The following is a 22160-nucleotide window of genomic DNA, read 5'->3' as shown; positions in this document are numbered from 1 at the left end:
CGCCCGCCCCGCCCCCTACGCCGACGCCGGCCGCCCGAACAGCTCCCGCAGCACGTCCTCCATCGTCACCAGCCCCGTCATCGCCCCCTCCGCCCCCAGCACCGCCGCCAGATGCGTCCGGCTGCGCCGCATCGCCGTCAGCACGTCGTCCAGCGGGGTCTCCGCCCGCACCTGCGCGATCGCCCGCAGCTCCGACACCGGGAACGGCTTCTCCCGCGCCTCCCCGTCCGCGTCCAGCGCGTCCTTCACGTGCAGGTACCCGAGGATCCGGTGCTCGGAGTCCACCACCGGGAAACGGGAGTAGCCGCTGCGCGCCGACAGCCGCTCCAGCCCGTCCGGCGTGATGCCCTGCCGGGCCGAGATCACCCGGTCCACCGGCAGCACCACGTCCTTCACGGGCCGCCGCCCCAGCTCCAGTGCGTCGTGCAGCCGCTCGCTCGCCCGGTCGTCCAGCAGCCCCGCGTCACTGGAGTCCTTCACCATCCGCGCCAGCTCGTCGTCCGAGAACGTCGCCGACACCTCGTCCTTCGTCTCCACCCGCAGCAGTTTCAGCAGCACATTGGCGAAGGCGTTGATCGCGAAGATCACCGGCCGCAGCGCCCGCGTGAGCGCCACCAGCGGCGGCCCCAGCAGCAGCGCCGTGCGCACCGGTTCGGACAGCGCCACGTTCTTCGGCAGCATCTCCCCGAACAGCATGTGCAGATACGTCGCCAGGGTCAGCGCCACCACGAAGGAGATCGCGTGCGTCAGCCCCGACGGCACCCCGGCCAGTTCCAGCAGCGGGCTCAGCAGGTGCGCGATCGCCGGCTCGGCCACCACGCCCAGCACCAGCGTGCACAGGGTGATGCCCAGCTGGGCGGCCGCCATCAGCGCCGACACGTGCCGCAGCCCCCACAGCACCGCGTGGGCCCGCCGGTCGCCCTGCTCGGCGTACGGATCGATCTGACTGCGCCGTACGGAGATCAGCGCGAACTCCGCCCCCACGAAGAAGCCGTTCACCACCAGGGTCGCCAGCCCGATCAGCAGCTGGATCGCGGTCATCGGGCGTCCTCCCCGGCCTCGGCGGAATCGGCGGGATCGGCGGGGGCGTGCAGGAGCACGCGCGAGGCCCGGCGGCCGACGTCGTCCACCACGTCCAGCCGCCAGCCGTCCATCTCCATGCTGTCCCCGACCACCGGGATCCGGCCCAGCTCGGTCGCTATCAGGCCGGCCAGCGTCTCGTACGGCCCGTCCGGCACCCGCAGGCCGACCCGCCGCAGCTGGTCGGTACGGGCGGCGCCGTCGGCGGAGTACAACTGCCGTCCGGAGGCGTCCGTGCCGGCCGGGGCCAGATCGGGGGTCTCGTGCGGGTCGTGCTCGTCGCGGACCTCGCCCACGACCTCCTCGACAATGTCCTCCAGCGTGGCCACCCCGGCCGTACCGCCGTACTCGTCGATGACCACGGCCATCGTCTGCTTCCCCGACAGCCGGTCCAGCAGCCGGTCCACCGTCAGCGACTCCGGTACGAACAGGGGCTCGCGCAGCAGCTGCGCCACGGAACGGCGGCGGCGCTCCTCGGCGGGCAGCGCCAGCACGTCCTTGATGTGCACGGTGCCCACCACCATGTCCAGGCCGCCCCGGTAGACGGGGAAGCGGGACAGGCCGGTGGCCATCGTCGCGTTCGCCACGTCCTCGGCGGTGGCCTGCACCTCCAGGGCGGTGACCTGCACCCGCGGGGTCATCACGTTCTCCGCGGTCAGATCGGCCAGGTTCAGGGTCCGGACGAACAGCTCGGCCGTGTCCTTCTCCAGCGCCCCCTCCTTCGCGGAGTGCCGGGCCAGCGCGACCAGCTCCTGCGGGCTGCGCGCCGAGGCCAGCTCCTCCGTCGGCTCCATGCCGAAGCGGCGCACCAGATGGTTCGCGGTGGTGTTGAGATGGCTGATCAGAGGCTTGAAGGCCCGGCTGAACACGCGTTGCAGGGTCGCCACCCGTTTGGCGATCGCCAGCGGGGAGGAGATCGCCCAGTTCTTCGGCACCAGCTCGCCGACCACCATCAGCACCACCGTCGACACGGCCGTGCCCAGCACCAGGGCGGTGGAGGACGCCGCCCCCGCCGACAGGCCCATCGCCTCGAACGGCCCCTGGAGCAGGGCCGCGATCGAGGGCTCGGAGAGCATGCCGATGACCAGGCCCGTCACGGTGATGCCGAGCTGCGCCCCGGACAGCTGGAAGGTCAGCGTCCGTACGGCGGCCAGGGCGCTCTCCGCCCCGCGCTCGCCCCGCTCCACGGCCTCTTCCAGCTCGCTGCGCTCCACGGTCGTCAGCGAGAACTCGGCCGCGACGAAGACCCCGCAGGCCACGCAGAGCAGGAACGCCACGACGAGCAGGAGCACTTCCGTCATCCGTCGATCACCTCCGTCCCATGATCGGCCAGGAGGACGGGGGCCGCGCGGTGTCCTACGGCGAAAGGCCCGGGGCGCCGCGGCGGTCGCTCATGTCGTCTGCGGGGGGTGCGGAGAGGCTCGCCCATCGGCGGAGGCTCACACCTTTCGCTCGGAAGGGGCAGGGTCCACGGGGGACGGTGCCCCCATGCTAGAGGAGGGACAACGGAGCCGGCGGATGCCAAGTGGTCAGGAAGGACTCCGCCGACCAGGTACCCGAAAGCGAGGCGTCCAACCAGGTGGGAGCCGCCGCCCGGAAGCGCTCCGGCGGCAGGGCCCCGGCCCGCTCCGGCACCGCGCCCAGCAGCGGCAGGCCCGAGGAGGCGGTGAGGTCCGCGAGGTTGCAGCGGGAGGCGAGGTCCGGCTCCTCCGGCCAGCTGCCCACCACCACGCCCGGCGCCGACAGGCCGCGGGCGCGCAGGGCTTCGGCCGTCAGGGTCGTCGCGTTGAGCGTGCCGAGCCCCGCCGTCGCGACGATCAGCACCGGGGCGTCCAGCAGCCGCGCCGCGTCGGCCAGGGTGTGCCCGGCCTCGTCGAAGCGCACGAGCAGCCCGCCCGCGCCCTCCACCAGCACCAGGTCATGGTCGGCGGACAGCCGCCGCGCGGCCTCCGCGATCTCCGCCGGGGCCAGCGTCGGCAGCCCCGAGCGCCGGGCCGCCGTGTCCGGGGCCAGCGGCTCCGGATAGCGGGCCAGCTCCGCCGCCGTCACGGAGGGCCCGGCCAGCCGTACCACCTCGGCGGCGTCCCCCGGCTCCCGCGGGCCCACCCCGGTCTGCGCGGGCTTGAGCACCGCCACCGAGCGGCCGGCCGCCACCGCGGCGGCGGCCAGCGCGGAGGTGACCACGGTCTTGCCGATCTCCGTGCCCGTCCCGGACACCATCACTACGGCCATCGGGGCCCCTCAGCCTTCCTGTGCGGCCGCGCGCACCGCACGGCAGATACGGGCCACGTCCGCGTCGTCCGTCACGAACGGCGGCATGACGTAGACCAGGTCCCGGAACGGGCGCACCCATACGCCCTCGCGTACCGCCGCCCGGGTGGCGGCCGCCACGTCCACCTCGTGGTCCAGCTGGACCACGCCGATGGCGCCGAGCACGCGGACGTCCCGTACCCCGGGGATCGCGGACGCCCCGGCCAGCCCCTCGCGCAGCCCCGCCTCGATCCGCTTGACCTCCGTCGCCCAGTCCTGGCCGAGCAGCAGCTCGACGGAGGCCAGGGCCACCGCCGTCGCCAGCGGGTTCGCCATGAAGGTCGGCCCGTGCGCGAGGACCGGGACCTCGCCCCGCGAGATGCCCTCCGCCACGCGCGTCGTGCACAGGGTCGCCGCGAGCGTGAGGTAGCCGCCCGTCAGGGACTTGCCCAGGCACAGCACGTCCGGGGTGATCCCCGCGTGGTCCGCCGCGAAGAGGGCGCCCGTACGGCCGAAGCCCGTGGCGATCTCGTCGAGGATCAGCAGGACCCCGTACTCGTCGCACAGCTCGCGCAGCACCCGCAGGTGGCCGGGGTGGTGGAAGCGCATACCGCCCGCGCCCTGCACCACCGGCTCCACGATCACGGCCGCCAGCTCGTCGGCGTGCGCGGCCATCGTCGCCCGCAGATGGTCCGCGTACGCCGGATCCACGGGCGTGTCGAAACCGCCGGGCGGGGCGTCCGCGAAGACCTGCCGGGGCAGATGGCCCTGCCACAGCTCGTGCATACCGCCGTCCGGGTCGCAGACGGCCATCGGCTGCCAGGTGTCCCCGTGGTAGCCGCCGCGCCAGGTCATCAGCCGGGTCTTGCCGACCCGGCCCACCGAACGCCAGTACTGCAGGCACATCTTGACCGCGACCTCGACGGAGACCGAGCCCGAGTCTGCGAGGAAGACGTGCTCCAGGCCATCCGGGGTGATCTCCACCAGCTTCGCGGCCAGCCGCACGGCGGGCTCATGGGTGAGCCCGCCGAACATCACGTGCGACATCCGGCCCAGCTGGGCCGTCGCCGCCTCGTTCAGCACCGGGTGGTTGTAGCCGTGGATCGCCGACCACCAGGAGGACATGCCGTCGACCAGCTCCTCGTGGCCGTACCCCTGCGCCGGGTTGGCGAGCCGCAGCCGCACCCCCGAGGCGGAGGCGACGAGCAGCGGCTCCTGCCGCCCGGGCATGGGGCCGTACGGGTGCCAGACGTGCTGCCGGTCCAGTGCGAGCAGTTCCGCCGGATCCGGCAGCGGGCCGGGCTGATCAGGCATTGGGCGCGATGTCCGTCCCCGCGCCGCGGCGGCGTACGGCCACCAGGTCCGAGCGGACCGCGCCGGGCTCCGCCTGCACCGGCGCCGCCGACGCCGCCGCGGGCGCGTGCCCGGAGCAGCCGCCGCAGGCCGAACCGCAGCCCGCGGCCTCGCCGGCCTCGGCCCCGGCGCCCGCGCCCGGACCGCAGAGCGAGGCACCGCCGCCGGAGCCGCAGCCGCCCGTGGCCGCGGCGGCCGCCGCCGCGGCGTCGGCGCGGTGCGCGGGGAGGGTCGTCGTACCGGCGCCCTCCACCTCGAAACCGGCGTCCGCGATCATGTCCAGGTCGACCTGCCCGGCCTGGCCCTCGCTGGTGAGGTAGTCCCCGAGGAAGATCGAGTTCACGATGTGCAGGGCCAGCGGCTGCATCGAGCGCAGGTGCACCTCGCGGCCGCCGGCGAGGCGGACCTCGACGTCGGGGCAGACGAAGCGGACCATCGCGAGGATGCGCAGACAGCGCTGCGGGGTGAGGTTCCACTCCTTGGCGAGCGGGGTGCCCTCGAACGGGATCAGGAAGTTGACCGGCACCGAGTCCGAGTCCAGCTCGCGCAGCGAGTAGACGACGTCGACCAGGTCCTCGTCGCTCTCGCCCATGCCCGCGATCAGACCGGAGCAGGCGGACATACCGGCCGCGTGGGCCTTCTGCACGGTGTCGACGCGGTCCGCGTAGGTGTGCGTCTTGGTGATCTGCCCGTACGTGGCCTCGGAGGTGTTGAGGTTGTGGTTGTAGGCGTCGGCGCCCGCGTCGCGCAGCTTCTCCGCCTGGCCGTCCGAGAGCAGGCCGAGGCACGCGCACACCTCGATGCCCTCGTTCCCCTCCTTGATGGCCTCGATGGTCCGGCCGACGCGCTCCACGTCGCGGTCCGTCGGACCGCGCCCGCTCGCCACGAGGCAGACCCGCTTCGCGCCGCCCGCGACCCCCGCGGCGGCCGCCCGGGACGCCTCCTCGGGCTTCAGCCACGTGTACTTGAGGATCTCGGCCTTCGACCCCAGGCGCTGGGAGCAGTAGGAGCAGTCCTCCGGGCACAGCCCCGACTTGAGGTTGACCAGGTAGTTCAGCTTGACCCGGCGCCCGAACCACTGGCGGCGCACCTTGCCGGCCGCGGCCACCACGTCGAGCAGTTCGTCGTCAGAAGTCGCCAGTACGGCGAGAGCTTCTTCGCGGGTCGGCAGCTCGCGCCGCAGCCCCTTGTCCACGAGGGTGTTCAGCAGGTCCATGCCCCTGATCCTGGACCACTCGACCGCTCCCGGCCAAGGAGAGATCGGACAACATGGCCGGATGGGTGTGTGTGTATCACCACACCTGGCGTGGCGGTCGCGGCGGCTAGGGTCGGGCAGGTCTGTGGACTGCCGACAAAACACGCCGACAAAGCACGAGGACACGCCGATGCCCCAGCACCACCCCGCCCCCGTGGACGTCTTCGCCTGGATCGACGACGCGGAGAGCGTCCGGCGGGAGGCCGGGCTGGTGCGTACGCTGCGCCCCCGGCCGGCGGTCTCCCCGCTGCTGGACCTCGCCGGCAACGACTACCTCGGCCTGACCCGCCATCCGGAGACCGTACGGGGCGCGCGCGAGGCCGCCGAGCGCTGGGGCGCGGGGGCCACCGGCTCCCGCCTGGTCACGGGCACCACCGAGCTGCACGCCGAGCTGGAGCGGGAACTCGCCGCCTTCTGCGGCTTCGAGGCCGCGCTCGTCTTCTCCTCCGGCTACGCGGCCAACCTCGCCGCCGTCACCGCGCTGGGCGACCGGGACGCGCTGGTCGTCTCCGACGCCGGGAACCACGCCTCGATCGTGGACGGCTGCCGGCTCGCCCGCGCCGCGACCGCCGTGATCCCGCACGCCGACCCGGAGGCCGCGCGCAAGGCGCTGGCCGCGCACGAGGGCCGGGCGCTGCTGGTCACCGATTCGGTGTTCTCCGTGGACGGGGACGCCGCCCCGCTCGCCGGGTACGCCGCCGTCTGCCGGGAGGCGGGCGCCGCCCTGCTGGTCGACGACGCGCACGGGCTGGGCGTCCTGGGCGAGGGCGGCCGGGGCGCGCTGCACGAGGCCGGGCTCGCGGGTGCCCCGTACGTGGTGGCCACCCTGACCCTGTCGAAGTCCCTGGGCAGCCAGGGCGGGGCCGTGCTCGGCCCGGCCAAGGTGATCCGCCATCTGGTGAACGCGGCCCGCACCTTCATCTTCGACACCGGGCTGGCCCCGGCCGCCGCGGGCGCGGCGCTGGCGAGCCTGCGGCTGCTGCGCCGGGAGCCGGAGCGGGCCGGCCGGGCCCGCGAGGTGGCCGGCCGGCTGTACGGGGCGCTCACCGCGTCCGGCCTGACCGCGGCCCGGCCGGACGCGGCCGTGGTGTCGGTACGGGCCCCTTCGGCCTCGGCGGCACTGCGCTGGGCCGCCGACTGCCGTGAGGCGGGGCTGTCCGTGGGGTGCTTCCGTCCGCCGTCGGTGCCGGACGGCATCTCCCGGCTGCGGCTGACCGCTCGTGCCGATCTCACGGGGGAGGAGATCGACCGGGCGGTGGCGGTGATCCTCGCGACCGCCCCCGCCGGGGCCACGGACCGTTAGACCCGCGCGGTGCGTGGTGCGCTGTGCGCGGTGCGGGTTATCCGCGCCCGTCCGACCGGACGGAGGCGAGGAAGCCGTTCCAGGCTGGCCCGGTGAAGAGCACGGCCGGGCCCTCCGTCCGCTTGGAGTCGCGGACGGCCAGCAGACCGTCACCGAGGACGGCCGCCTCCACGCAGTTGTTCATCCCGGTGCTGCGACTGCTCCGCCGCCACCGGGCCGCTCTGATCAGAAGTCCGCTGGTCGTTAAGGGGGTTGCGGACACGGGGGTGCCTCCTTCTACGCGTCCTCAGCGAGGGTGCCGATGAGCTCGCGGGAATCCTGGGGCGTGAGGGCGTGCGCCTGGATGGTGCGGAACGCGGCGCCGTACGCCTCAAGGTCTTCCTTCCGCTCCAGATAGAGGCTACTCGTCAAATGGTCGAGTACCACCACATCCAGATCGGCAATGTTCGTAAATGAGAAAATGACAAACGGTCCGGTGAGGCCGAGATGCCCGCCCACGCTGAACGGCAGTACCTGGAGCCGGACTTGGGGCAGTTCCGTGATCTCTGCCAGATGCCGCAGCTGCTCCGCCATCACCCCGGGCCCGCCGATCTGCCGCCGCAGCACCGCCTCGTCCAGTACGGCGCTCAGCTCCAGCGGGGGATCGGCCCGCAGCACCGCCTGCCGCGCCAGCCGTACGTCGACCAGCGCGTCCACCTTCGGCTCCGGGAGCCCGCCCAGCGCGGCCCGGGTCACGGCCCGTGCGTACTGCGGGGTCTGCAACAGCCCCGGAACCACGGACAGTTCAACGGTACGGGCCGAACGGGCCCCGGCCTCCAGGCTGATGAAGTCGCGGTACTCCTGCGGCAGCAGCCCCCGGTAGTCGTGCCACCACTGGCGCCGCCCGCTGCCGTGGCCGCCGGAGGTGGGGCCGGCGGCGGAGACCGACAGGGCTTCCAGCAGGGCGCGTTGCTGCGGGCCGACCAGGTCGCCGTAGGCGTCCAGGAGCAGCCGGATGTCCTCCGGTTTCACGCCACTGCGGCCCGTCTCGATACGGCTGATCTTCGACTGGTGCCATCCCACGATCCGGGCCGCCTCACCGCTGGTGAGCCCGGACCGGTCACGCAGGGCACGCAGTTCCTCGCCCAGCTTGCGCCGGCGCACCGCGGGACCGTGCTGCACACCCGCCTCCTTCCACCGGCACAGGTCGCACCAGTCTGCCGCCCGAATACGTTCCTCCGTAGCAGGGTTCACCGCATTGGGCGACAGATATATGCATATCTTGGGGAAACACCTGATGCAGTGGAACCAGGAGTGGCACTCTGGCGTCCAGCACAGATCCGGGGACTCGCCGCCCCGGTGGGAAAGGGCGTCGCCATGGCAGACCACCAGGAAGCATCCGTCACTCTGCCGAGCGAGCCCGCCTCGGTCGCCGCCGCCCGGCGCTTCGTCGCGGACGTGCTGACCGGATGGGGACTGCCGCCCGAGGGAACGGGAGCCGGCGCCGACACCGTCGACACCGCCGACAGCGTCCGCCTGATCGTCTCGGAGCTGGCCACCAACGCCGTGCAGCACACCTTCGGCCTGTCGCCCACCTTCACCGTCGAGGTCCGGCTGGAACGGGACGAATGGCTGCGCGTCGGCGTCACTGACAGCCACCCCCGCTGGCCCCGGCGGCTCCCGGCGGCGGTGCAGCAGGACAACGGGCGCGGGATGGTGATCATCCGCTGGCTCGCGGCGGAGGCGGGCGGCCGGCTGTCGGTCGTCCCGACGGAGGAGGGCGGCAAGACGGTGTGGATCGCGCTGCCCTGGACCGCGGGCGCGGCGGCGACCACCGGCGGCTGCTGACCCCGGACCGGATGACCCCGGACCGGCTGACCCCGGACCGGCCGACCCCGGACCGGATGGCCCCGGGCCCTAAGACTCCGGACCGTATACGGAACCGCTCCGGGCGCGCCGCCCGGCCGAAGCTCGTCCCTGCCCGAAACCTGGGTTAACTCCGCCGAAAAGAGCCGCCCTTAACGTGGCGGTCGGATCCGACCACCAATGATCACCCATGGGGCGGTAAAGCCGCGGTGGTCGGAACGGAAAGCCTTTCCCCGCGTTGGGCAAGAGAAGCTTGGCTCGGATATGCACAGGTCAACAGAGTGTTGAAGGCCGTTAGGGTCACCTCGGCGCGAAGACGATCTTGTCCCGGAAACTTGGTGATTGATGTGCAACTGACACCGCACGAGCAGGAGAGACTGCTCCTCCACGTGGCCGCCGACGTGGCGGAGAAGCGGAGGGCGCGCGGCGTCCTCCTCAACCACCCGGAGGCGATCGCGCTCATCACGTCCCACATCCTCGAAGGCGCCCGCGACGGCCGCACCGTGGCCGAGCTGATGGCCTCCGGCCGCACCGTCCTCGGCCGCGCCGAGGTCATGACGGGCATCCCCGAGATGATCCACGACGTCCAGGTCGAGGCGACCTTCCCCGACGGCACCAAGCTCGTCACCGTCCACGACCCCATCGTCTGAGAAGGAGTACCCGCGCATGATCCCCGGCGAGATCGCCTACGGGGACGGCCCGGTGCTCCTCAACGAGGGACGCCCCGTCACCCGCCTCACCGTGCTCAACGCCGCCGACCGTCCCGTGCAGGTCGGCTCCCACTACCACTTCGCCGAGGCCAACCCCGGCCTGGACTTCGACCGCTCCGCCGCCCGCGGGCTACGGCTCAACATCGCCGCCGGCACGGCCGTCCGCTTCGAGCCCGGGATCCCCGTCGCGGTGGAACTCGTACCGCTCGCGGGCCTGCGCACCGTACCGGGACTGCGCGGGGAGACCGGGGGGCCGCTCGATGGCTGAGCTCTCCCGCCAGGTGTACGCCGACCTCCTCGGGCCGACCGCCGGAGACCGGATCCGCCTCGCCGACACCGACCTCTTCGTGGAGATCGAGGAGGACCGCAGCGGCGGCCCCGGCCGGGCCGGGGACGAGGCCGTCTTCGGCGGCGGCAAGGTGATCCGCGAATCGATGGGACAGGCCCGGACCACCCGGGCCGAGGGCGCCCCCGACACCGTGATCACCGGAGTCGTCGTCCTCGACCACTGGGGCATCGTCAAGGCCGACGTCGGCATTCGCGACGGCCGGATCTGCGGCATCGGCAAGGCCGGCAACCCCGACACCATGGACGGGGTCGACCGAGCCCTGGTCATCGGCCCCGAGACCGAGATCGTCGCGGGCAACGGCAAGATCCTCACCGCCGGGGCCATCGACGCCCACGTGCACTTCATCTCCCCGACCGTCGTGGACGAGGCCCTCGCCTCCGGGATCACCACCCTGGTCGGCGGCGGCACCGGCCCGGCCGAGGGCACCAAGGCCACCACCGTCACCCCCGGGCCCTGGCACCTGGCCCGGATGTTCGCGGCCCTGGAGGCCCACCCCGTCAACATCGGGCTCCTCGGCAAGGGCAACACCATGTCCCGCGAGGCCATGTACTCCCAGCTGCGCGGCGGCGCGCTCGGGTTCAAGCTCCACGAGGACTGGGGCTCCACCCCCGCCGTCATCGACGCCTGTCTCGGCGTCTGCGAGGAGACCGGCGCCCAGGTCGCCATCCACACCGACACCCTCAACGAGGCCGGCTTCGTCGGGGACACCCTCGCGGCCATCGCCGGGCGGACCATCCACTCGTACCACACCGAGGGCGCGGGCGGCGGGCACGCTCCCGACATCATCACCGTGGTCTCCGAGCCGAACATCCTGCCCAGCTCCACCAACCCCACCCGGCCGCACACCCTCAACACCGTCGAGGAACACCTCGACATGCTGATGGTCTGCCACCACCTCAACCCGGCCGTCCCCGAGGACCTGGCCTTCGCGGAATCCCGCATCCGGCCCTCGACCATCGCCGCCGAGGACGTGCTGCACGACCTCGGCGCCATCTCCATCATCTCCTCCGACTCCCAGGCCATGGGCCGCGTCGGCGAGGTCGTGCTGCGCACCTGGCAGACCGCCCACGTGATGAAGAAGCGGCGCGGCTTCCTCCCCGGCGACGGCCCCGCCGACAACCACCGGGCCCGCCGCTACGTCGCCAAGTACACGATCAACCCGGCCGTCGCCCAGGGGCTCGCGCGCGAGGTCGGCTCCGTCGAGACCGGCAAGCTCGCGGACCTGGTGCTCTGGAACCCGGCCTTCTTCGGGGTCAAGCCCGAACTGGTCATCAAGGGCGGCCAGATCGCCTACGCCCAGATGGGCGACGCCAACGCCTCCATCCCCACCCCGCAGCCCGTCCTGCCCCGCCCCATGTTCGGCAGCCACGGGCGCGCACCCGCCCTGAACTCGCTGAACTTCACGGCGCAGGCCGCCCTCGACGACGGACTCCCCGAACGGCTCGGACTGGCCAAGACCTTCACGGCCATCGAGAGCACCCGCAAGGTGAGCAAGGCCGACATGCGCAACAACGACGCCATGCCCCGGGTCGAGGTCGACGCCGACACCTTCACCGTCACCATCGACGGCGAGGCGATCGAACCGGCGCCCGCCGCCGAACTGCCCATGGCCCAGCGCTACTTCCTGTTCTGAGGGGCCGGACCACATGAGCCTCGCCGCACTGCTCGTCCTCGCCGACGGCCGCTTCCCCGCCGGGGGCCACGCCCACTCCGGCGGGGCCGAGGCCGCCTGCAAGGCGGGCCGGATCCATGACGCGGCCACCCTGGAGGACTTCTGCCGGGGCCGGCTGCACACCGCCGGGCTCACCGCCGCCGCCCTCGCCGGGGCGGCGGCCCTCGGCCTGGACCCGGCCGCGCTCGACGAAGCCGCCGACGCGCGCACCCCGTCACCCGCCCTGCGCACCGCCGCACGCCGGCTCGGCCGGCAGCTGCTGCGGGCCGCCCGCGCCGCCTGGCCCGACCCGGCCCTGGAGGCGCTGGCCGCCGCCTTCCCGCGCGGGGCGCACCAGCCCGTGGTGCTCGGCGTCACCGCGCGGGTGGCCGGGCTCGGGCCGCTCGACGCCGCGCACGTGGCGGCGTACGAGAGCATCGGCGGCCCGGCCACCGCCACCGTGCGGCTGCTGGGCCTCGACCCCTTCGAGGCCAGCGGGGTCCTCGCCCGGCTCGCCCCCGAGGCCGACGCCGTGGCCGCCCGCGCCGCCGAGGCCGCGCACCGGGCCCTGCGGGAGGGCACCGGCGCCCTGCCCGCGGCCTCCTCGCCCCTGCTGGAGATCGCGGCCGAGGCCCACGCCGGCTGGCCGGTACGACTCTTCGCCTCCTGAACCCCCTTCGCCCTCACTGGAGTTCCCATGCACCTCGACCACGCCGTGGCCCAGCCGCACCGGCACACCCACAGCGCCGCCCCGCTCCGCGCCGACGGCACCCGGCGCGCCCTGCGCATCGGACTCGGCGGACCCGTAGGCTCCGGCAAGACCGCCACCGTCGCCGCCCTGTGCCGCGCCCTGCGCACCGAGCTGTCGATGGCGGTGGTCACCAACGACATCTACACCCGCGAGGACGCCGAGTTCCTGCTGCGCGAGGCCGTGCTGCCCCCGGAGCGGATCACCGCCGTCGAGACCGGCGCCTGCCCGCACACCGCCATCCGCGACGACATCTCCGCCAACCTGGAGGCGGTGGAGGAACTGGAGGACTCCTTCCGGGAGGTCGCCCCGCTCGACCTGATCCTCGTCGAGTCCGGCGGCGACAACCTCACCGCCACCTTCTCCCGGGGACTCGCCGACGCGCAGATCTTCGTCATCGACGTGGCCGGCGGGGACGACATCCCGCGCAAGGGCGGGCCCGGGGTCACCACCGCCGACCTGCTCGTGGTCAACAAGACCGACCTCGCCCCCTACGTCGGCTCCGACCTGGACCGGATGGCCCGGGACGCGGCGGAGCAGCGCGGCGCACTGCCCGTCGCCTTCCAGTCGCTGCGCGGGCCCGAGGGGGTGGGGCCGGTCGCCGCCTGGGTGCGCGAGCGGATCACCGCCTGGACCGCGACGTGACCACCGCACCGCCGGCCCCCGCGCCCGAGGCCGCACCCGCCGCCTCCGCGCCGCCCGCCGCCCTGCCGGTAGTGCCGCCCGTCGTGCCCGCCGCCGCGCCGGTCCCGCCCGGCGCCGTCCCCGCGACCGGGCTGCGGGCCACCGCCCGGATCCACGCCACCGCCGACGGCCGCGGCGGAACCGCCCTGCCCGTCCTCGCGGGGGAGGGCCCGCTCGCCCTGCGCCGGACCCGGGGCGCGGCGGACGAGGCCGCGGTGGTCCTCGTCGGCGCCATGAGCGCCCCGCTGGGCGGGGACCACCTCACCGTCGAGGCCACCGCCGGGCCCGGGGCGCGCCTCTCCCTCGCCTCGGCGGCGGCCACCCTGGCCCTGCCCGGCCGGGGCGGCGCACCCGCCCGCTACGACGTGGAACTGGCCGTGGAGGACGGGGCGTCGGTGCGCTGGCTGCCCGAGCCGCTGGTCTCCGTACGCGGCAGCGACCTGCGCGTGCGCACCCGGATCCGGCTGGCCCCCACGGCCCGGCTGGTGCTGCGCGAGGAGCAGGTGCTCGGGCGGGCGGGGGAGGAGCCGGGCCTGCTGCGCAGCCGCCTCGCCGTCACCCGGGAGGGCCGGCCGCTGCTCGACCAGGAACTGTCCTGCGGGCCCGGCGCCCCCGGCGGCTGGGACGGCCCGGCGGGCCTGGCCGGCCACCGGGCGCTCGGGCAGCTCCTCGTGGTCGACCCCGCCTTCGCGGCGCGGCCGCCGCGGGCCGCCGTGCTCGGGGAGTTCGCCGCCGCGACACCGCTCGCGGGGCCCGCCGTACTCGTCACCGTCCTGGCGCCGGACGCGCTGCGGCTGCGCGAGCTGCTGGAGGAGGCCCGGCGCCTCTACTGCCCCTGAACGGGGGCGAATCGGTCACCGCTCAGCGGTACCCGCTCATCCGGTTATCGGGTTGGCAAAGAACTCCACCCCACCCTGTCGCCGGTGGCGGGCCAGAGGAAAGGATCCCCCTGCACGCCGACGACCTGGGCGGCCAACCAGGCCGCCCACGGCGGAACCTGACGCAGGGGGAACCACCACGTGATACGCAACGCGACGCTGGGGAGCGCCGCCACACTGATCACCGGCGCACTGGCAGCGGGCCTGCTGCTGGCACCGCAGGCCACGGCCGCGCCGGCCGCGCCGGCGGAGGCGTCCGCCTCGTACGGCCCGGACGTCCGGCTCCCGGTGGAGCTGGGCGTGCGGATCGCCGCCGCCCGGGCCGCCCGCACCGGGATCGAGTGGAAGGACTGCCCCGCCGACTGGGGCCTGGAGAAGCCCATCCAGTGCGGCTGGGTGAAGGTCCCGCTCGACTACGCGAAGCCGTACGGCAAGACCATCGACATCGCCGTGGACCGCATCGGCAGCACCGGCACCCCGCAGGAGCGCCAGGGCGCCCTCGTCTACAACCCGGGCGGCCCCGGCGGCTCCGGCATGCGCTTCCCGCGCCGGGTCACCACCAAGAGCCCGCTGTGGGTCAACGCCGCGAAGGCGTACGACTTCGTCGGCTTCGACCCGCGCGGTGTCGGCCACTCCGCGCCCATCTCCTGCATCGACCCGCAGGAGTTCGTCAAGGCCCCCAAGGCCGACCCGGTCCCGGACTCCGAGGCCGACAAGCGCGCCCAGCGCAAGCTCGCCGCCGAGTACGCGGACGGCTGCAAGGAGCGCAGCGGCGAGATGCTGCCGCACATGACCACGCCGAACAGCGCGCGGGACATGGACATCATCCGGGCGGCCCTCGGCGAGCAGAAGCTGAACTTCCTCGGCGTCTCCTACGGCACCTACCTGGGCGGGGTCTACGCGACCCTCTTCCCGACCCACGTACGCCGCATGATCGTCGACAGCGTGGTCGACCCCTCCCAGGACAACATCTGGTACGAGGCCAACCTCGGCCAGGACGTCGCCTTCCAGACCCGCTGGAACGACTGGCAGGACTGGGTCGCCAAGAACGACGCCTCCTTCCACCTGGGCACCACGCGCGCCCAGGTCGAGGCCCGCTACCAGAAGCTGCGCGCCAAGGCCAAGGCCAGCCCGCTCGGCGGGGTCGTCGGACCGGCCGAGCTCATCGGCTTCTTCCAGGGCGCCCCGTACTACGACTCCTCCTGGGTGCCCGTCGCCAAGACCTGGGCCGCCTACGAGGCGGGTGACGAGCAGGCCCTCGTCGACGCCATCGCCCCGGACATGTCGGACACCGCCGGGAACGCCTCCGCCGAGAACGGCAACGCCGTCTACACGGCCGTGGAGTGCGCCGACGCGAAGTGGCCCACCAGCTGGGCCAAGTGGGACCGCGACAACACCGCGCTGCACCGCAAGTACCCCTTCCTGACCTGGTCCAACGCGTGGATGAACCTGCCCTGCGCGACCTGGAAGGCCAAGCAGAGCACCCCCATCCAGGTCGGCGCCAGGCACGGCCTGCCGCCGGTGCTGATCGTGCAGTCGGAGCGCGACGCGGCCACCCCCTACAAGGGCGCCGTCGAGCTGCACCGCCGGCTCGCCGGCTCGCGCCTGATCACCGAGCAGAACGCCGGCTCGCACGGCGTGACCGGCCTGGTGAACCCCTGCATCAACACGCGGGTCGACACCTACCTGCTCACCGGCAAGGTCGACACCAAGAACGTGACGTGCGCCCCGCACGCCACCCCCGTCGCCCCCGCCCCGGCCGCCGCCCGTTCCTCGGCCGCCGCCGGGGCCCCGGCCGCCGAGCTGCCCTCCCGCGAGGAGCTGCCCGCCGTCCGCTAGCCGGACCGCGAGCCCGTCCGTACCGCGCCCCGGCTCGTCCGGGGAACCCGCCCGCCCCCGCGTACCCGCGCGGGGGCGGGCGGCCCCGTGTCCGGGGCGCGGGCGGGGCGGGGGGCTCAGCGCGGGCCGCGCCGGGTCCGCTTGCGCCCGGCCTCCTCCTCGGCCTTGACCTCGGCCGCGTACCGGTCGACGTACTCCTGGCCCGACAGCCCGAGGATCGCGTACATGATCTCGTCGGTGACGGCCCGCAGCACGGCCCGCTCGTTCTCCATCCCGGCGTACCGGGAGAAGTCCATCGGGGCGCCGAAGCGGATGGTGACCCGGCGGATCTTCGGGATCTTCTTCCCCGGCGGCTGGATCTCGAAGGTGCCCACCATCGCGCAGGGCACCACGGGGACCCCCGCGCCGAGGGCCATCGCGGCCACGCCCACCTTGCCCTTGTAGAGCCGGCCGTCGTGCGAGCGGGTGCCCTCCGGATAGATGCCCAGCAGCTCGCCCTTGGCCAGTACGCCCAGCCCCTCCCGCAGCGCCGCCTGGCCCGCGTCCTTGCCGGAGCGGTCCACGGGGATCTGCCCTGCGCTGCGGAAGAAGAAGGCGGTGAGCCGGCCCTTCACCCCGGGGCCGGTGAAGTACTCGGCCTTCGCGAGGAAGGTGATGCGCCGGGCCAGGATGGCGGGCATCAGGAAATGGTCGGAGAAGGACAGGTGGTTGCCCGCGACGATCGCGGCACCCTCCGCCGGGACGTTCTCCAGGCCCTCGATCCGCGGCCGGAAGAGCAGCCGCAGCAGAGGTCCCAGGAACACGTGCTTGAGCAAGAGGTAGAACACCGGGCCGCTCCTGTCGTCATCCCGTCGTCACCGCCAGTTTACGGACGGTGAGCCGCGGGCCGGAGGGGCCGGTGGGAAGCAATTCCGCTCAGGCACCGCGCGAGGCGGCCATCCCCGCGGTCAGCAGGCCCAGCATCACCCAGCCGAACCACAGCCAGCCGTTGCTGCCCAGGACCACGGAGTACCCGGCGACTGCCACCAGCGCGGCGAAGGTCATGACGGCCATCGTCTTCACGGATCCGGTCATGCCCCATGGTGGCGCGCGAAGGCGGGGATCCGCTACTGGCCACGCGCTTGCAGTGAGGCGAGATAGGCGTTGTACGCCTCCAGCTCCCGGTCGCCGTTGCGGTCGGCGGCCCGGTCGGAGCGCTTCGCGGCCCGCTGCTCGGAGTGGTACCACTGGTAGATCAGGGCGATCAGGACGAGCACCGAGGGGATCTCGCTGAACGCCCAGGCGATGCCGCCGCCCCACTGCTGGTCGAGCAGCGGATCGATGCCGAGGGAGGCGGGCGGGTTCGCGTACGTCTTGATCATCGGCTCGCTCGCCATCATCAGGGCGATACCGAAGAAGGCGTGGAAGGGCATGCCCGCGAAGAGCTCCAGCATCCGCATCACATAGCCGGGGCGGTGCGGACCCGGGTCGATGCCCATGATCGGCCAGAAGAAGATCAGGCCGACGGCCAGGAAGTGCACCATCATCGCGATGTGCCCGGTGCGGCTCTCCATCAGGAAGTCGAAGAGCGGGGTGAAGTACAGCGCGTAGAGGCTTGCGATGAACATCGGGATCGTGAAGGCGGGGTGCGTGACCACCCGCATGTACCGGCTGTGCAGCAGGGCCAGCAGCAGCTCGCGCGGCCCCTTGCGGCCCCGGCCGGCGGGCGGCAGCGCGCGCAGCGCCAGGGTGACCGGGGCGCCCAGCAGCACCAGGATCGGCGTGATCATGCTGATCACCATGTGCTGGACCATGTGGACGCTGAACATCACCATGCCGTAGTCGTTCAGCTTGGTGCACATCACCAGGACCACGGTCAGCACGCCGAGGGTGAAGGCGATCGTCCGGCCCGCGGGCCAGGCGTCCCCGCGCCGCCGCAGCCGCAGCACGCCCCACCCGTACAGGGCGAGCGCGAGCAGCGAGCCGAACAGGAAGAACGCGTCGAAGGAGAACTCCAGACCGCGCCCGAGAGTGAACGGTGGCAGGTCCATGTTCATGTCCATGCCGTGCCCGCTGTGGTCCATCTGTTCACTCCCTCGACTGTGGCGCCCCACCACAGTAGTGCCGCCCCCGAACGCTTCCGCGCGCGGGGGCGGCCTGTCACAAAAGGGACGTCACAGAACGGTCTGGGCCTCGTCGTAGCGCTCGGCCGGGACGGTCTTGAGGGAGGAGGTCGCCTCGGCCAGCGGCACCATCACGATGTCCGTGCCGCGCAGCGCGGTCAGCATGCCGAACTCGCCGCGGTGGGCGGCCTCCACCGCGTGCCAGCCGAAGCGGGTGGCGAGGACGCGGTCGTAGGCGGTGGGGGTGCCGCCGCGCTGGACGTGGCCGAGGATGACCGGGCGGGCCTCCTTGCCGAGGCGGTTCTCCAGCTCGACGGCCAGCAGGTTGCCGATGCCGGCGAAGCGCTCGTGGCCGTAGATGTCCGTGCCGCGCTCCTCGAAGGCCATCGAGCCGGGCTTCGGCTTGGCGCCCTCCGCGACCACGACGATCGCGAACCGCTTGCCCGCCGAGAAGCGCTCGCCGACGATCGCCGTCAGCTCGTCTATGTCGAAGGGGCGCTCCGGGACGACGATGGCGTGCGCGCCCGCCGCCATGCCCGAGTGCAGGGCGATCCAGCCCGTGTGCCGGCCCATGACCTCGACGACCATCACGCGCTGGTGGGACTCGGCGGTGGTCTTGAGCCGGTCCAGCGCCTCCGTGGCCACGCCCACGGCCGTGTCGAAGCCGAAGGTCACATCGGTGGAGGCGATGTCGTTGTCGATGGTCTTCGGGACGCCGACGATCGGCAGACCCCCCTGCGCGAGCAGGTTCGCCGCCTTGAGGGTGCCCTCGCCGCCGATCGGGATGATCGCGTCGAGCCCGAGGTCCGCCACGTGCCCGCGGGCCCGCTCCACGCCGTCGCGCAGGTGCGCGGGCTGGACCCGGGAGGAGCCGAGGATGGTGCCGCCGCGGGCCAGGATGCCGCCGACGGCGTCGAGGTCGAGCTTGCGGTAGTCCGCCTCCAGCAGGCCCTTCCAGCCGTCCAGGAAACCGATCACCTCGTCGCCGTGGTCGACGACGGCACGGTGCACGACGGAGCGGATGACGGCATTGAGGCCGGGGCAGTCGCCACCGGAAGTGAGCACACCAATGCGCATGGCAGAAGAGACCTTTGCAACGTGGGCGGGCGACCGGACCACGTCGTCCGGTGGGATCTGATGCCACCCTACAAGCGGAACCGGGGTGGCCCGAACCATCCTCCACCCCCTCCCCGCGACCTTCGTAGGAAACGACGTCGGCCCGGTTCCCCCTAGGGAAAACCGGGCCGAACACATGATGGAGGGGCCGCCCCGATGAGCGGTCCGCGGGGCCGTTACGCGGGCTGCGTGGCGGCCGCGATGCGCTCCGCGCGCAGCGCCTCGTACCACCGGTCGTCTATGGCCGGCAGCGCGTTCACGTCGAGGGCCAGCTTGAGCAGCAGGTCCGCGATGTGCGGGTTGCGGGCCATCACGGGGCCGTGCATGTACGTGCCGAACACCGTGTCGTTGTACGCGCCTTCGGTGCCGTCGCCGGTGCCGTTGCCGCGGCCCATGCTCACCCGGGCGAACGGCCGCGCCGTCGGCCCGAGGTGGGTCACGCCCTGGTGGTTCTCGAAGCCCGTCAGCTGCGGCAGGTTCAGCCGGGGGTCGATGTCGCCGAGGACGTCGCCCACGCAGCGCTCGCCCTCACCGCGCACGGTGACCACGTCCAGCAGGCCGAGGCCCTCCTGGCGCTGGCCCATGTCGTTGACGAACTCCTGGCCCAGGATCTGGTAGCCGGCGCAGACGGAGAAGACGATCGCCCCGTTCGAGACGGCCCGCTCCAGACCGCCGTCGCGCAGCAGGCGCTCCGCGGCGAGGCGCTGCGGCCGGTCCTCGCCGCCGCCGATCAGGTAGATGTCGCCCGAGGTGGGGATGGGCTGGTCGCTGCGCACGTCCACGCGCTGGACGTCCAGGCCGCGCTGGCGGGCCCGGCGCTCCACGACGAGGGCGTTGCCCTGGTCTCCGTACGTGCTGAGCAGGTCGGGGTAGACCCACACCAGACGCAGGCTGTTGTCGCTCATGCTCGTGTGTCCTCTGGAGGTATGAGTACTAGTTGCCGACGCGGCGGCGCACGTCCTGGAAGGCGGTGTAGTTGGCGATCAGCTCGATCTGTCCGGGCGGCGCCAGCTGCACGGCCTCGTCGAGGCTCTCGCACACCCGGAAGTCCAGGCCCGCGACCTCCAGGCGGACCGCGAGGTCCAGCTTGCGGTCGCCGATCACGAAGATCGGGTGGCCCGACAGGCGCGGGTAGTCCACGTCCCACAGCCAGGAGGTGTCGGTGCCGTCGGCGCCGCGCGCGTTCACCGAGAGGATCACCGGGGTCGGCGGCGGGTCGATCAGCGAGAAGGTCTCCAGCCAGCCGGCCGGGTTCTTCGCGAGCAGCAGCCGCAGTTCGCGGTTCTGGAAGCGGACCACGTCGTAGCGGCCGGCGACGGCCTGCACCTGGTACATCCGCTCCAGGGCCACCTGCGGCGGGACGCCGAAGACGGCGGCCACGGCGGCCGAGGTGGCGGCGTTGGCCTTGTTGGCGCGGCCGGGCAGCTGGAGGTGGATCGGCCAGGCCGAGCCGTGCGGGTCCAGCACGTGGTCGCCGGAGAGCACCCAGGTCGGGGTGGGGCGGCGGAAGCCGCACTCGCCGCAGAACCAGTCGTCGCCGGGGCGCTGCATGACACCGCCGCAGGAGGGGCAGGACCAGGCGTCGTCCTTCCACTCCTGGCCGGCCGCGACCCACACGACGTTCTGCGAGGAGGAGGCGGACCACACGATCAGCGGGTCGTCGCAGTTGGCGACGATGACCGCCTTGGAGCCCTGGAGGCCCTCGCGCCACTTCTCCGCGAGCATGCGGGTCTCGGCGGCGCGGTCCAGCTGGTCGCGGGAGAGGTTGAGCAGGGCGATCACCTTGGGGGTGACGTCCCGGGCCACCCCGGCCAGGTACTTCTCGTCGACCTCGATGACGCCGTACTTGGCGTCCGAGCCGCCGGCCAGCGCGGAGGTGATGCCCGCCGGCATATTGGCGCCGAGGGCGTTGGAGACGACCGGACCGCTGGCCCGCAGGGCCTCCGCGATCAGCCGGGTCGTCGTGGTTTTGCCGTTCGTCGCGGAGACGAGGACGACGTCGAGGTGTTGCGCCAGCGCGCCGAGAAGATCGGGGTCGAGTTTGAGTGCGACCTTCCCACCGATCACCGATCCGCTTCCGCGTCCCGCGGCCCGCGACACCGCCGCCGCGGCCTTGCCCGCCGTCACGGCCAGCTTGGCCCGCGGCGAAAGCGGCTCCGTGTTGCCTGCCATCGTCCCTTGTCCTCCTAGCGTCGGTCGCCCCCAGCCTATCCAGTACCTGCCGGAGCCTTGACCGCGGCGCCCCGTCGTAGGCTTACGGCCATGCGACAGCGCACCATCCCCGGTACCACCGGCATCGTCCGCACCATGAGCCTGCTGGGTGATCCGGTGCTCCACTCGCCCTGCGAGGAAGTCACCGCGTTCGGCCCGGAGCTGGACCGGCTCATCGAGGACATGTTCGCGACGATGTACGCGGCGGAGGGCGTCGGGCTGGCCGCGAACCAGATCGGCGTGGCGCGGCGGGTGTTCGTGTACGACTGCCCGGACGACGAGGAGGTCCGGCACGTCGGGCATGTCGTCAACCCGCGGCTGGTGGCGGCGGACGGGGAGGAGTTCCTCGGGCCCGAGGGGTGCCTGTCCCTGCCGGGGCTGGAGGCGGGGACGGTGCGGTTCGACCGGGCGGTGGTGGAGGGTGTGACGTCGGCGGGGGTGCCTGTGCGGGTGGAGGGGGCGGGGTTCTTCGCGCGCTGCCTGCAGCACGAGTGCGACCACCTCGACGGGACGGTCTACGCGGACCGCGTGACGGGCCGCCGAGCCCGCCGCCTCCGCCGCGCGATCGCGAAGACCCCTTGGGGCGCCACGCCCCAACTCCCCTAACGGGTACCACCCCTTCGGGCGCGCCCGGCCCCCGGCTGCGCCGCGGTGCCCTCTTTTCCTCGGTGGGGGCCACATCCAGCCTCGCCGGGGGCCAATCCAGCCCCGCCGGCGTTTGAGGCGCGGGTCCGGGCAGAGCCCGGTGCCCGGCGGAGCCGGGATCCTGGGGCTCCGCCCCAGACC

23 protein-coding genes are annotated in these 22160 nt (G+C 73.1%); 10 read left to right on the top strand and 13 right to left on the bottom strand.

The features are described from left to right. Nucleotides 1–15 precede the first annotated feature (15 nt). The 5 genes from ABZ873_RS13655 to bioB all read right to left on the bottom strand — a co-directional run bounded on the left by ABZ873_RS13655 (nt 16) and on the right by bioB (nt 5899). Nucleotides 16–1041, bottom strand: a complete 1026-nt coding sequence (locus tag ABZ873_RS13655; protein ID WP_360869956.1) for a hemolysin family protein — start codon at nt 1039–1041, stop codon at nt 16–18. Then, complete coding sequence (locus ABZ873_RS13650) at nt 1038–2381, bottom strand: hemolysin family protein (RefSeq protein ID WP_360869953.1); 1344 nt, start codon at nt 2379–2381, stop codon at nt 1038–1040. Before ABZ873_RS13650 ends, ABZ873_RS13655 begins: the two co-directional genes overlap by 4 nt. 190 nt (nt 2382–2571) lie before the next feature. After that, nucleotides 2572–3312, bottom strand: coding sequence for a dethiobiotin synthase (bioD, locus tag ABZ873_RS13645; RefSeq protein ID WP_360869950.1), 741 nt, complete (start codon nt 3310–3312; stop codon nt 2572–2574). A gap of 9 nt (nt 3313–3321) precedes the next feature. After that, nucleotides 3322–4644 (bottom strand): adenosylmethionine--8-amino-7-oxononanoate transaminase, encoded by a 1323-nt coding sequence (locus ABZ873_RS13640; protein ID WP_360869947.1) that lies wholly within the window; start codon nt 4642–4644, stop codon nt 3322–3324. Next, nucleotides 4637–5899 (bottom strand): biotin synthase BioB, encoded by a 1263-nt coding sequence (bioB, locus tag ABZ873_RS13635; RefSeq protein ID WP_360869944.1) that lies wholly within the window; start codon nt 5897–5899, stop codon nt 4637–4639. Before bioB ends, ABZ873_RS13640 begins: the two co-directional genes overlap by 8 nt. Nucleotides 5900–6068: 169 nt before the next feature. On the opposite strand from bioB, the gene ABZ873_RS13630 reads away from it, so the two are divergent. Next, nucleotides 6069–7241 (top strand): 8-amino-7-oxononanoate synthase, encoded by a 1173-nt coding sequence (locus ABZ873_RS13630; protein WP_360869941.1) that lies wholly within the window; start codon nt 6069–6071, stop codon nt 7239–7241. A 37-nt stretch (nt 7242–7278) separates the two neighbouring features. Here ABZ873_RS13630 and ABZ873_RS13625 read toward each other — a convergent pair whose 3' ends face one another. Further along, entirely contained in the window at nt 7279–7503 is a 225-nt protein-coding gene (locus tag ABZ873_RS13625; RefSeq protein ID WP_360869938.1) for a DUF397 domain-containing protein, read from the bottom strand. A gap of 14 nt (nt 7504–7517) precedes the next feature. After that, a complete protein-coding gene (locus ABZ873_RS13620) occupies nt 7518–8402 on the bottom strand; it encodes a helix-turn-helix transcriptional regulator (RefSeq protein ID WP_360869935.1) in 885 nt (294 codons plus the stop codon). Nucleotides 8403–8597: 195 nt separating this feature from the next. On the opposite strand from ABZ873_RS13620, the gene ABZ873_RS13615 reads away from it, so the two are divergent. From ABZ873_RS13615 to ABZ873_RS13580, 8 genes are all read left to right on the top strand, one after another. Next, nucleotides 8598–9068, top strand: coding sequence for an ATP-binding protein (locus ABZ873_RS13615; RefSeq protein WP_360869932.1), 471 nt, complete (start codon nt 8598–8600; stop codon nt 9066–9068). 365 nt (nt 9069–9433) lie between these two features. Then, nucleotides 9434–9736, top strand: coding sequence for an urease subunit gamma (locus tag ABZ873_RS13610; RefSeq protein WP_360869929.1), 303 nt, complete (start codon nt 9434–9436; stop codon nt 9734–9736). A gap of 16 nt (nt 9737–9752) precedes the next feature. Next, a complete protein-coding gene (locus ABZ873_RS13605) occupies nt 9753–10064 on the top strand; it encodes an urease subunit beta (RefSeq protein WP_360869926.1) in 312 nt (103 codons plus the stop codon). Continuing rightward, nucleotides 10057–11778 carry an urease subunit alpha gene (locus ABZ873_RS13600; protein WP_360869922.1) on the top strand — a complete coding sequence of 574 codons (1722 nt, stop codon included), beginning with the start codon at nt 10057–10059 and terminating at the stop codon, nt 11776–11778. Before ABZ873_RS13605 ends, ABZ873_RS13600 begins: the two co-directional genes overlap by 8 nt. Before the next feature lie 13 nt (nt 11779–11791). Next, on the top strand, nt 11792–12466 hold the full coding sequence (locus tag ABZ873_RS13595; RefSeq protein ID WP_360869919.1) for an urease accessory UreF family protein: 675 nt from the start codon (nt 11792–11794) through the stop codon (nt 12464–12466). A gap of 27 nt (nt 12467–12493) precedes the next feature. Beyond that, nucleotides 12494–13189 (top strand): urease accessory protein UreG, encoded by a 696-nt coding sequence (ureG, locus tag ABZ873_RS13590; protein ID WP_360869916.1) that lies wholly within the window; start codon nt 12494–12496, stop codon nt 13187–13189. A 71-nt stretch (nt 13190–13260) separates the two neighbouring features. Further along, entirely contained in the window at nt 13261–14067 is an 807-nt protein-coding gene (locus ABZ873_RS13585; protein WP_360870161.1) for an urease accessory protein UreD, read from the top strand. Between the two features lie 180 nt (nt 14068–14247). Beyond that, nucleotides 14248–15945, top strand: a complete 1698-nt coding sequence (locus tag ABZ873_RS13580; RefSeq protein ID WP_360869913.1) for an alpha/beta hydrolase — start codon at nt 14248–14250, stop codon at nt 15943–15945. Nucleotides 15946–16061: 116 nt separating this feature from the next. Here the strand turns inward: ABZ873_RS13580 and ABZ873_RS13575 are convergent, their stop codons facing one another. The 6 genes from ABZ873_RS13575 to ABZ873_RS13550 all read right to left on the bottom strand — a co-directional run bounded on the left by ABZ873_RS13575 (nt 16062) and on the right by ABZ873_RS13550 (nt 21335). Beyond that, a complete protein-coding gene (locus ABZ873_RS13575) occupies nt 16062–16772 on the bottom strand; it encodes a lysophospholipid acyltransferase family protein (protein ID WP_360869910.1) in 711 nt (236 codons plus the stop codon). Nucleotides 16773–16860: 88 nt separating this feature from the next. Further along, complete coding sequence (locus ABZ873_RS13570; RefSeq protein WP_360869907.1) at nt 16861–17019, bottom strand: hypothetical protein; 159 nt, start codon at nt 17017–17019, stop codon at nt 16861–16863. A 32-nt stretch (nt 17020–17051) separates the two neighbouring features. Further along, a complete protein-coding gene (locus ABZ873_RS13565) occupies nt 17052–18008 on the bottom strand; it encodes a cytochrome c oxidase assembly protein (protein ID WP_360869904.1) in 957 nt (318 codons plus the stop codon). Between the two features lie 90 nt (nt 18009–18098). Continuing rightward, the gene (locus ABZ873_RS13560; RefSeq protein ID WP_360869901.1) at nt 18099–19124 is read right to left on the bottom strand and encodes a 6-phosphofructokinase; all 1026 of its coding nucleotides are present in this window, start codon (nt 19122–19124) and stop codon (nt 18099–18101) included. A 215-nt stretch (nt 19125–19339) separates the two neighbouring features. Then, on the bottom strand, nt 19340–20068 hold the full coding sequence (locus ABZ873_RS13555) for a glutamine amidotransferase (protein WP_360869899.1): 729 nt from the start codon (nt 20066–20068) through the stop codon (nt 19340–19342). 28 nt (nt 20069–20096) lie between these two features. Beyond that, entirely contained in the window at nt 20097–21335 is a 1239-nt protein-coding gene (locus ABZ873_RS13550; protein ID WP_360869896.1) for a MurT ligase domain-containing protein, read from the bottom strand. A gap of 90 nt (nt 21336–21425) precedes the next feature. Between ABZ873_RS13550 and def the strand changes: the two genes are divergently transcribed. Beyond that, a complete protein-coding gene (gene def, locus ABZ873_RS13545; RefSeq protein WP_360869893.1) occupies nt 21426–21980 on the top strand; it encodes a peptide deformylase in 555 nt (184 codons plus the stop codon). Nucleotides 21981–22160 lie beyond the last annotated feature (180 nt).

The organism is Streptomyces sp. NPDC047014 (genome assembly GCF_040644195.1).
Classification (GTDB): Bacteria; Actinomycetota; Actinomycetes; order Streptomycetales; family Streptomycetaceae; genus Streptomyces.
Note: the sequence above shows the minus strand (reverse complement) of the source record. Positions and strands in the feature narration are given on the sequence as shown.

What these genes read in the sequence shown, in the direction of transcription:
- ABZ873_RS13550 (WP_360869896.1), bottom strand. Translation starts at nt 21,335, where the DNA reads ATGGCAGGCAACACGGAGCCGCTTTCGCCGCGGGCCAAGCTGGCCGTG.
- ABZ873_RS13570 (WP_360869907.1), bottom strand. Translation starts at nt 17,019, where the DNA reads ATGACCGGATCCGTGAAGACGATGGCCGTCATGACCTTCGCCGCGCTG.
- ABZ873_RS13595 (WP_360869919.1), top strand. Translation starts at nt 11,792, where the DNA reads ATGAGCCTCGCCGCACTGCTCGTCCTCGCCGACGGCCGCTTCCCCGCC.
- ABZ873_RS13565 (WP_360869904.1), bottom strand. Translation starts at nt 18,008, where the DNA reads ATGGACCACAGCGGGCACGGCATGGACATGAACATGGACCTGCCACCG.
- ureG (WP_360869916.1), top strand. Translation starts at nt 12,494, where the DNA reads ATGCACCTCGACCACGCCGTGGCCCAGCCGCACCGGCACACCCACAGC.
- ABZ873_RS13600 (WP_360869922.1), top strand. Translation starts at nt 10,057, where the DNA reads ATGGCTGAGCTCTCCCGCCAGGTGTACGCCGACCTCCTCGGGCCGACC.
- bioB (WP_360869944.1), bottom strand. Translation starts at nt 5,899, where the DNA reads ATGGACCTGCTGAACACCCTCGTGGACAAGGGGCTGCGGCGCGAGCTG.
- ABZ873_RS13655 (WP_360869956.1), bottom strand. Translation starts at nt 1,041, where the DNA reads ATGACCGCGATCCAGCTGCTGATCGGGCTGGCGACCCTGGTGGTGAAC.
- ABZ873_RS13560 (WP_360869901.1), bottom strand. Translation starts at nt 19,124, where the DNA reads ATGCGCATTGGTGTGCTCACTTCCGGTGGCGACTGCCCCGGCCTCAAT.
- ABZ873_RS13650 (WP_360869953.1), bottom strand. Translation starts at nt 2,381, where the DNA reads ATGACGGAAGTGCTCCTGCTCGTCGTGGCGTTCCTGCTCTGCGTGGCC.
- ABZ873_RS13630 (WP_360869941.1), top strand. Translation starts at nt 6,069, where the DNA reads ATGCCCCAGCACCACCCCGCCCCCGTGGACGTCTTCGCCTGGATCGAC.
- def (WP_360869893.1), top strand. Translation starts at nt 21,426, where the DNA reads ATGCGACAGCGCACCATCCCCGGTACCACCGGCATCGTCCGCACCATG.
- ABZ873_RS13555 (WP_360869899.1), bottom strand. Translation starts at nt 20,068, where the DNA reads ATGAGCGACAACAGCCTGCGTCTGGTGTGGGTCTACCCCGACCTGCTC.
- ABZ873_RS13615 (WP_360869932.1), top strand. Translation starts at nt 8,598, where the DNA reads ATGGCAGACCACCAGGAAGCATCCGTCACTCTGCCGAGCGAGCCCGCC.
- ABZ873_RS13605 (WP_360869926.1), top strand. Translation starts at nt 9,753, where the DNA reads ATGATCCCCGGCGAGATCGCCTACGGGGACGGCCCGGTGCTCCTCAAC.
- bioD (WP_360869950.1), bottom strand. Translation starts at nt 3,312, where the DNA reads ATGGCCGTAGTGATGGTGTCCGGGACGGGCACGGAGATCGGCAAGACC.
- ABZ873_RS13640 (WP_360869947.1), bottom strand. Translation starts at nt 4,644, where the DNA reads ATGCCTGATCAGCCCGGCCCGCTGCCGGATCCGGCGGAACTGCTCGCA.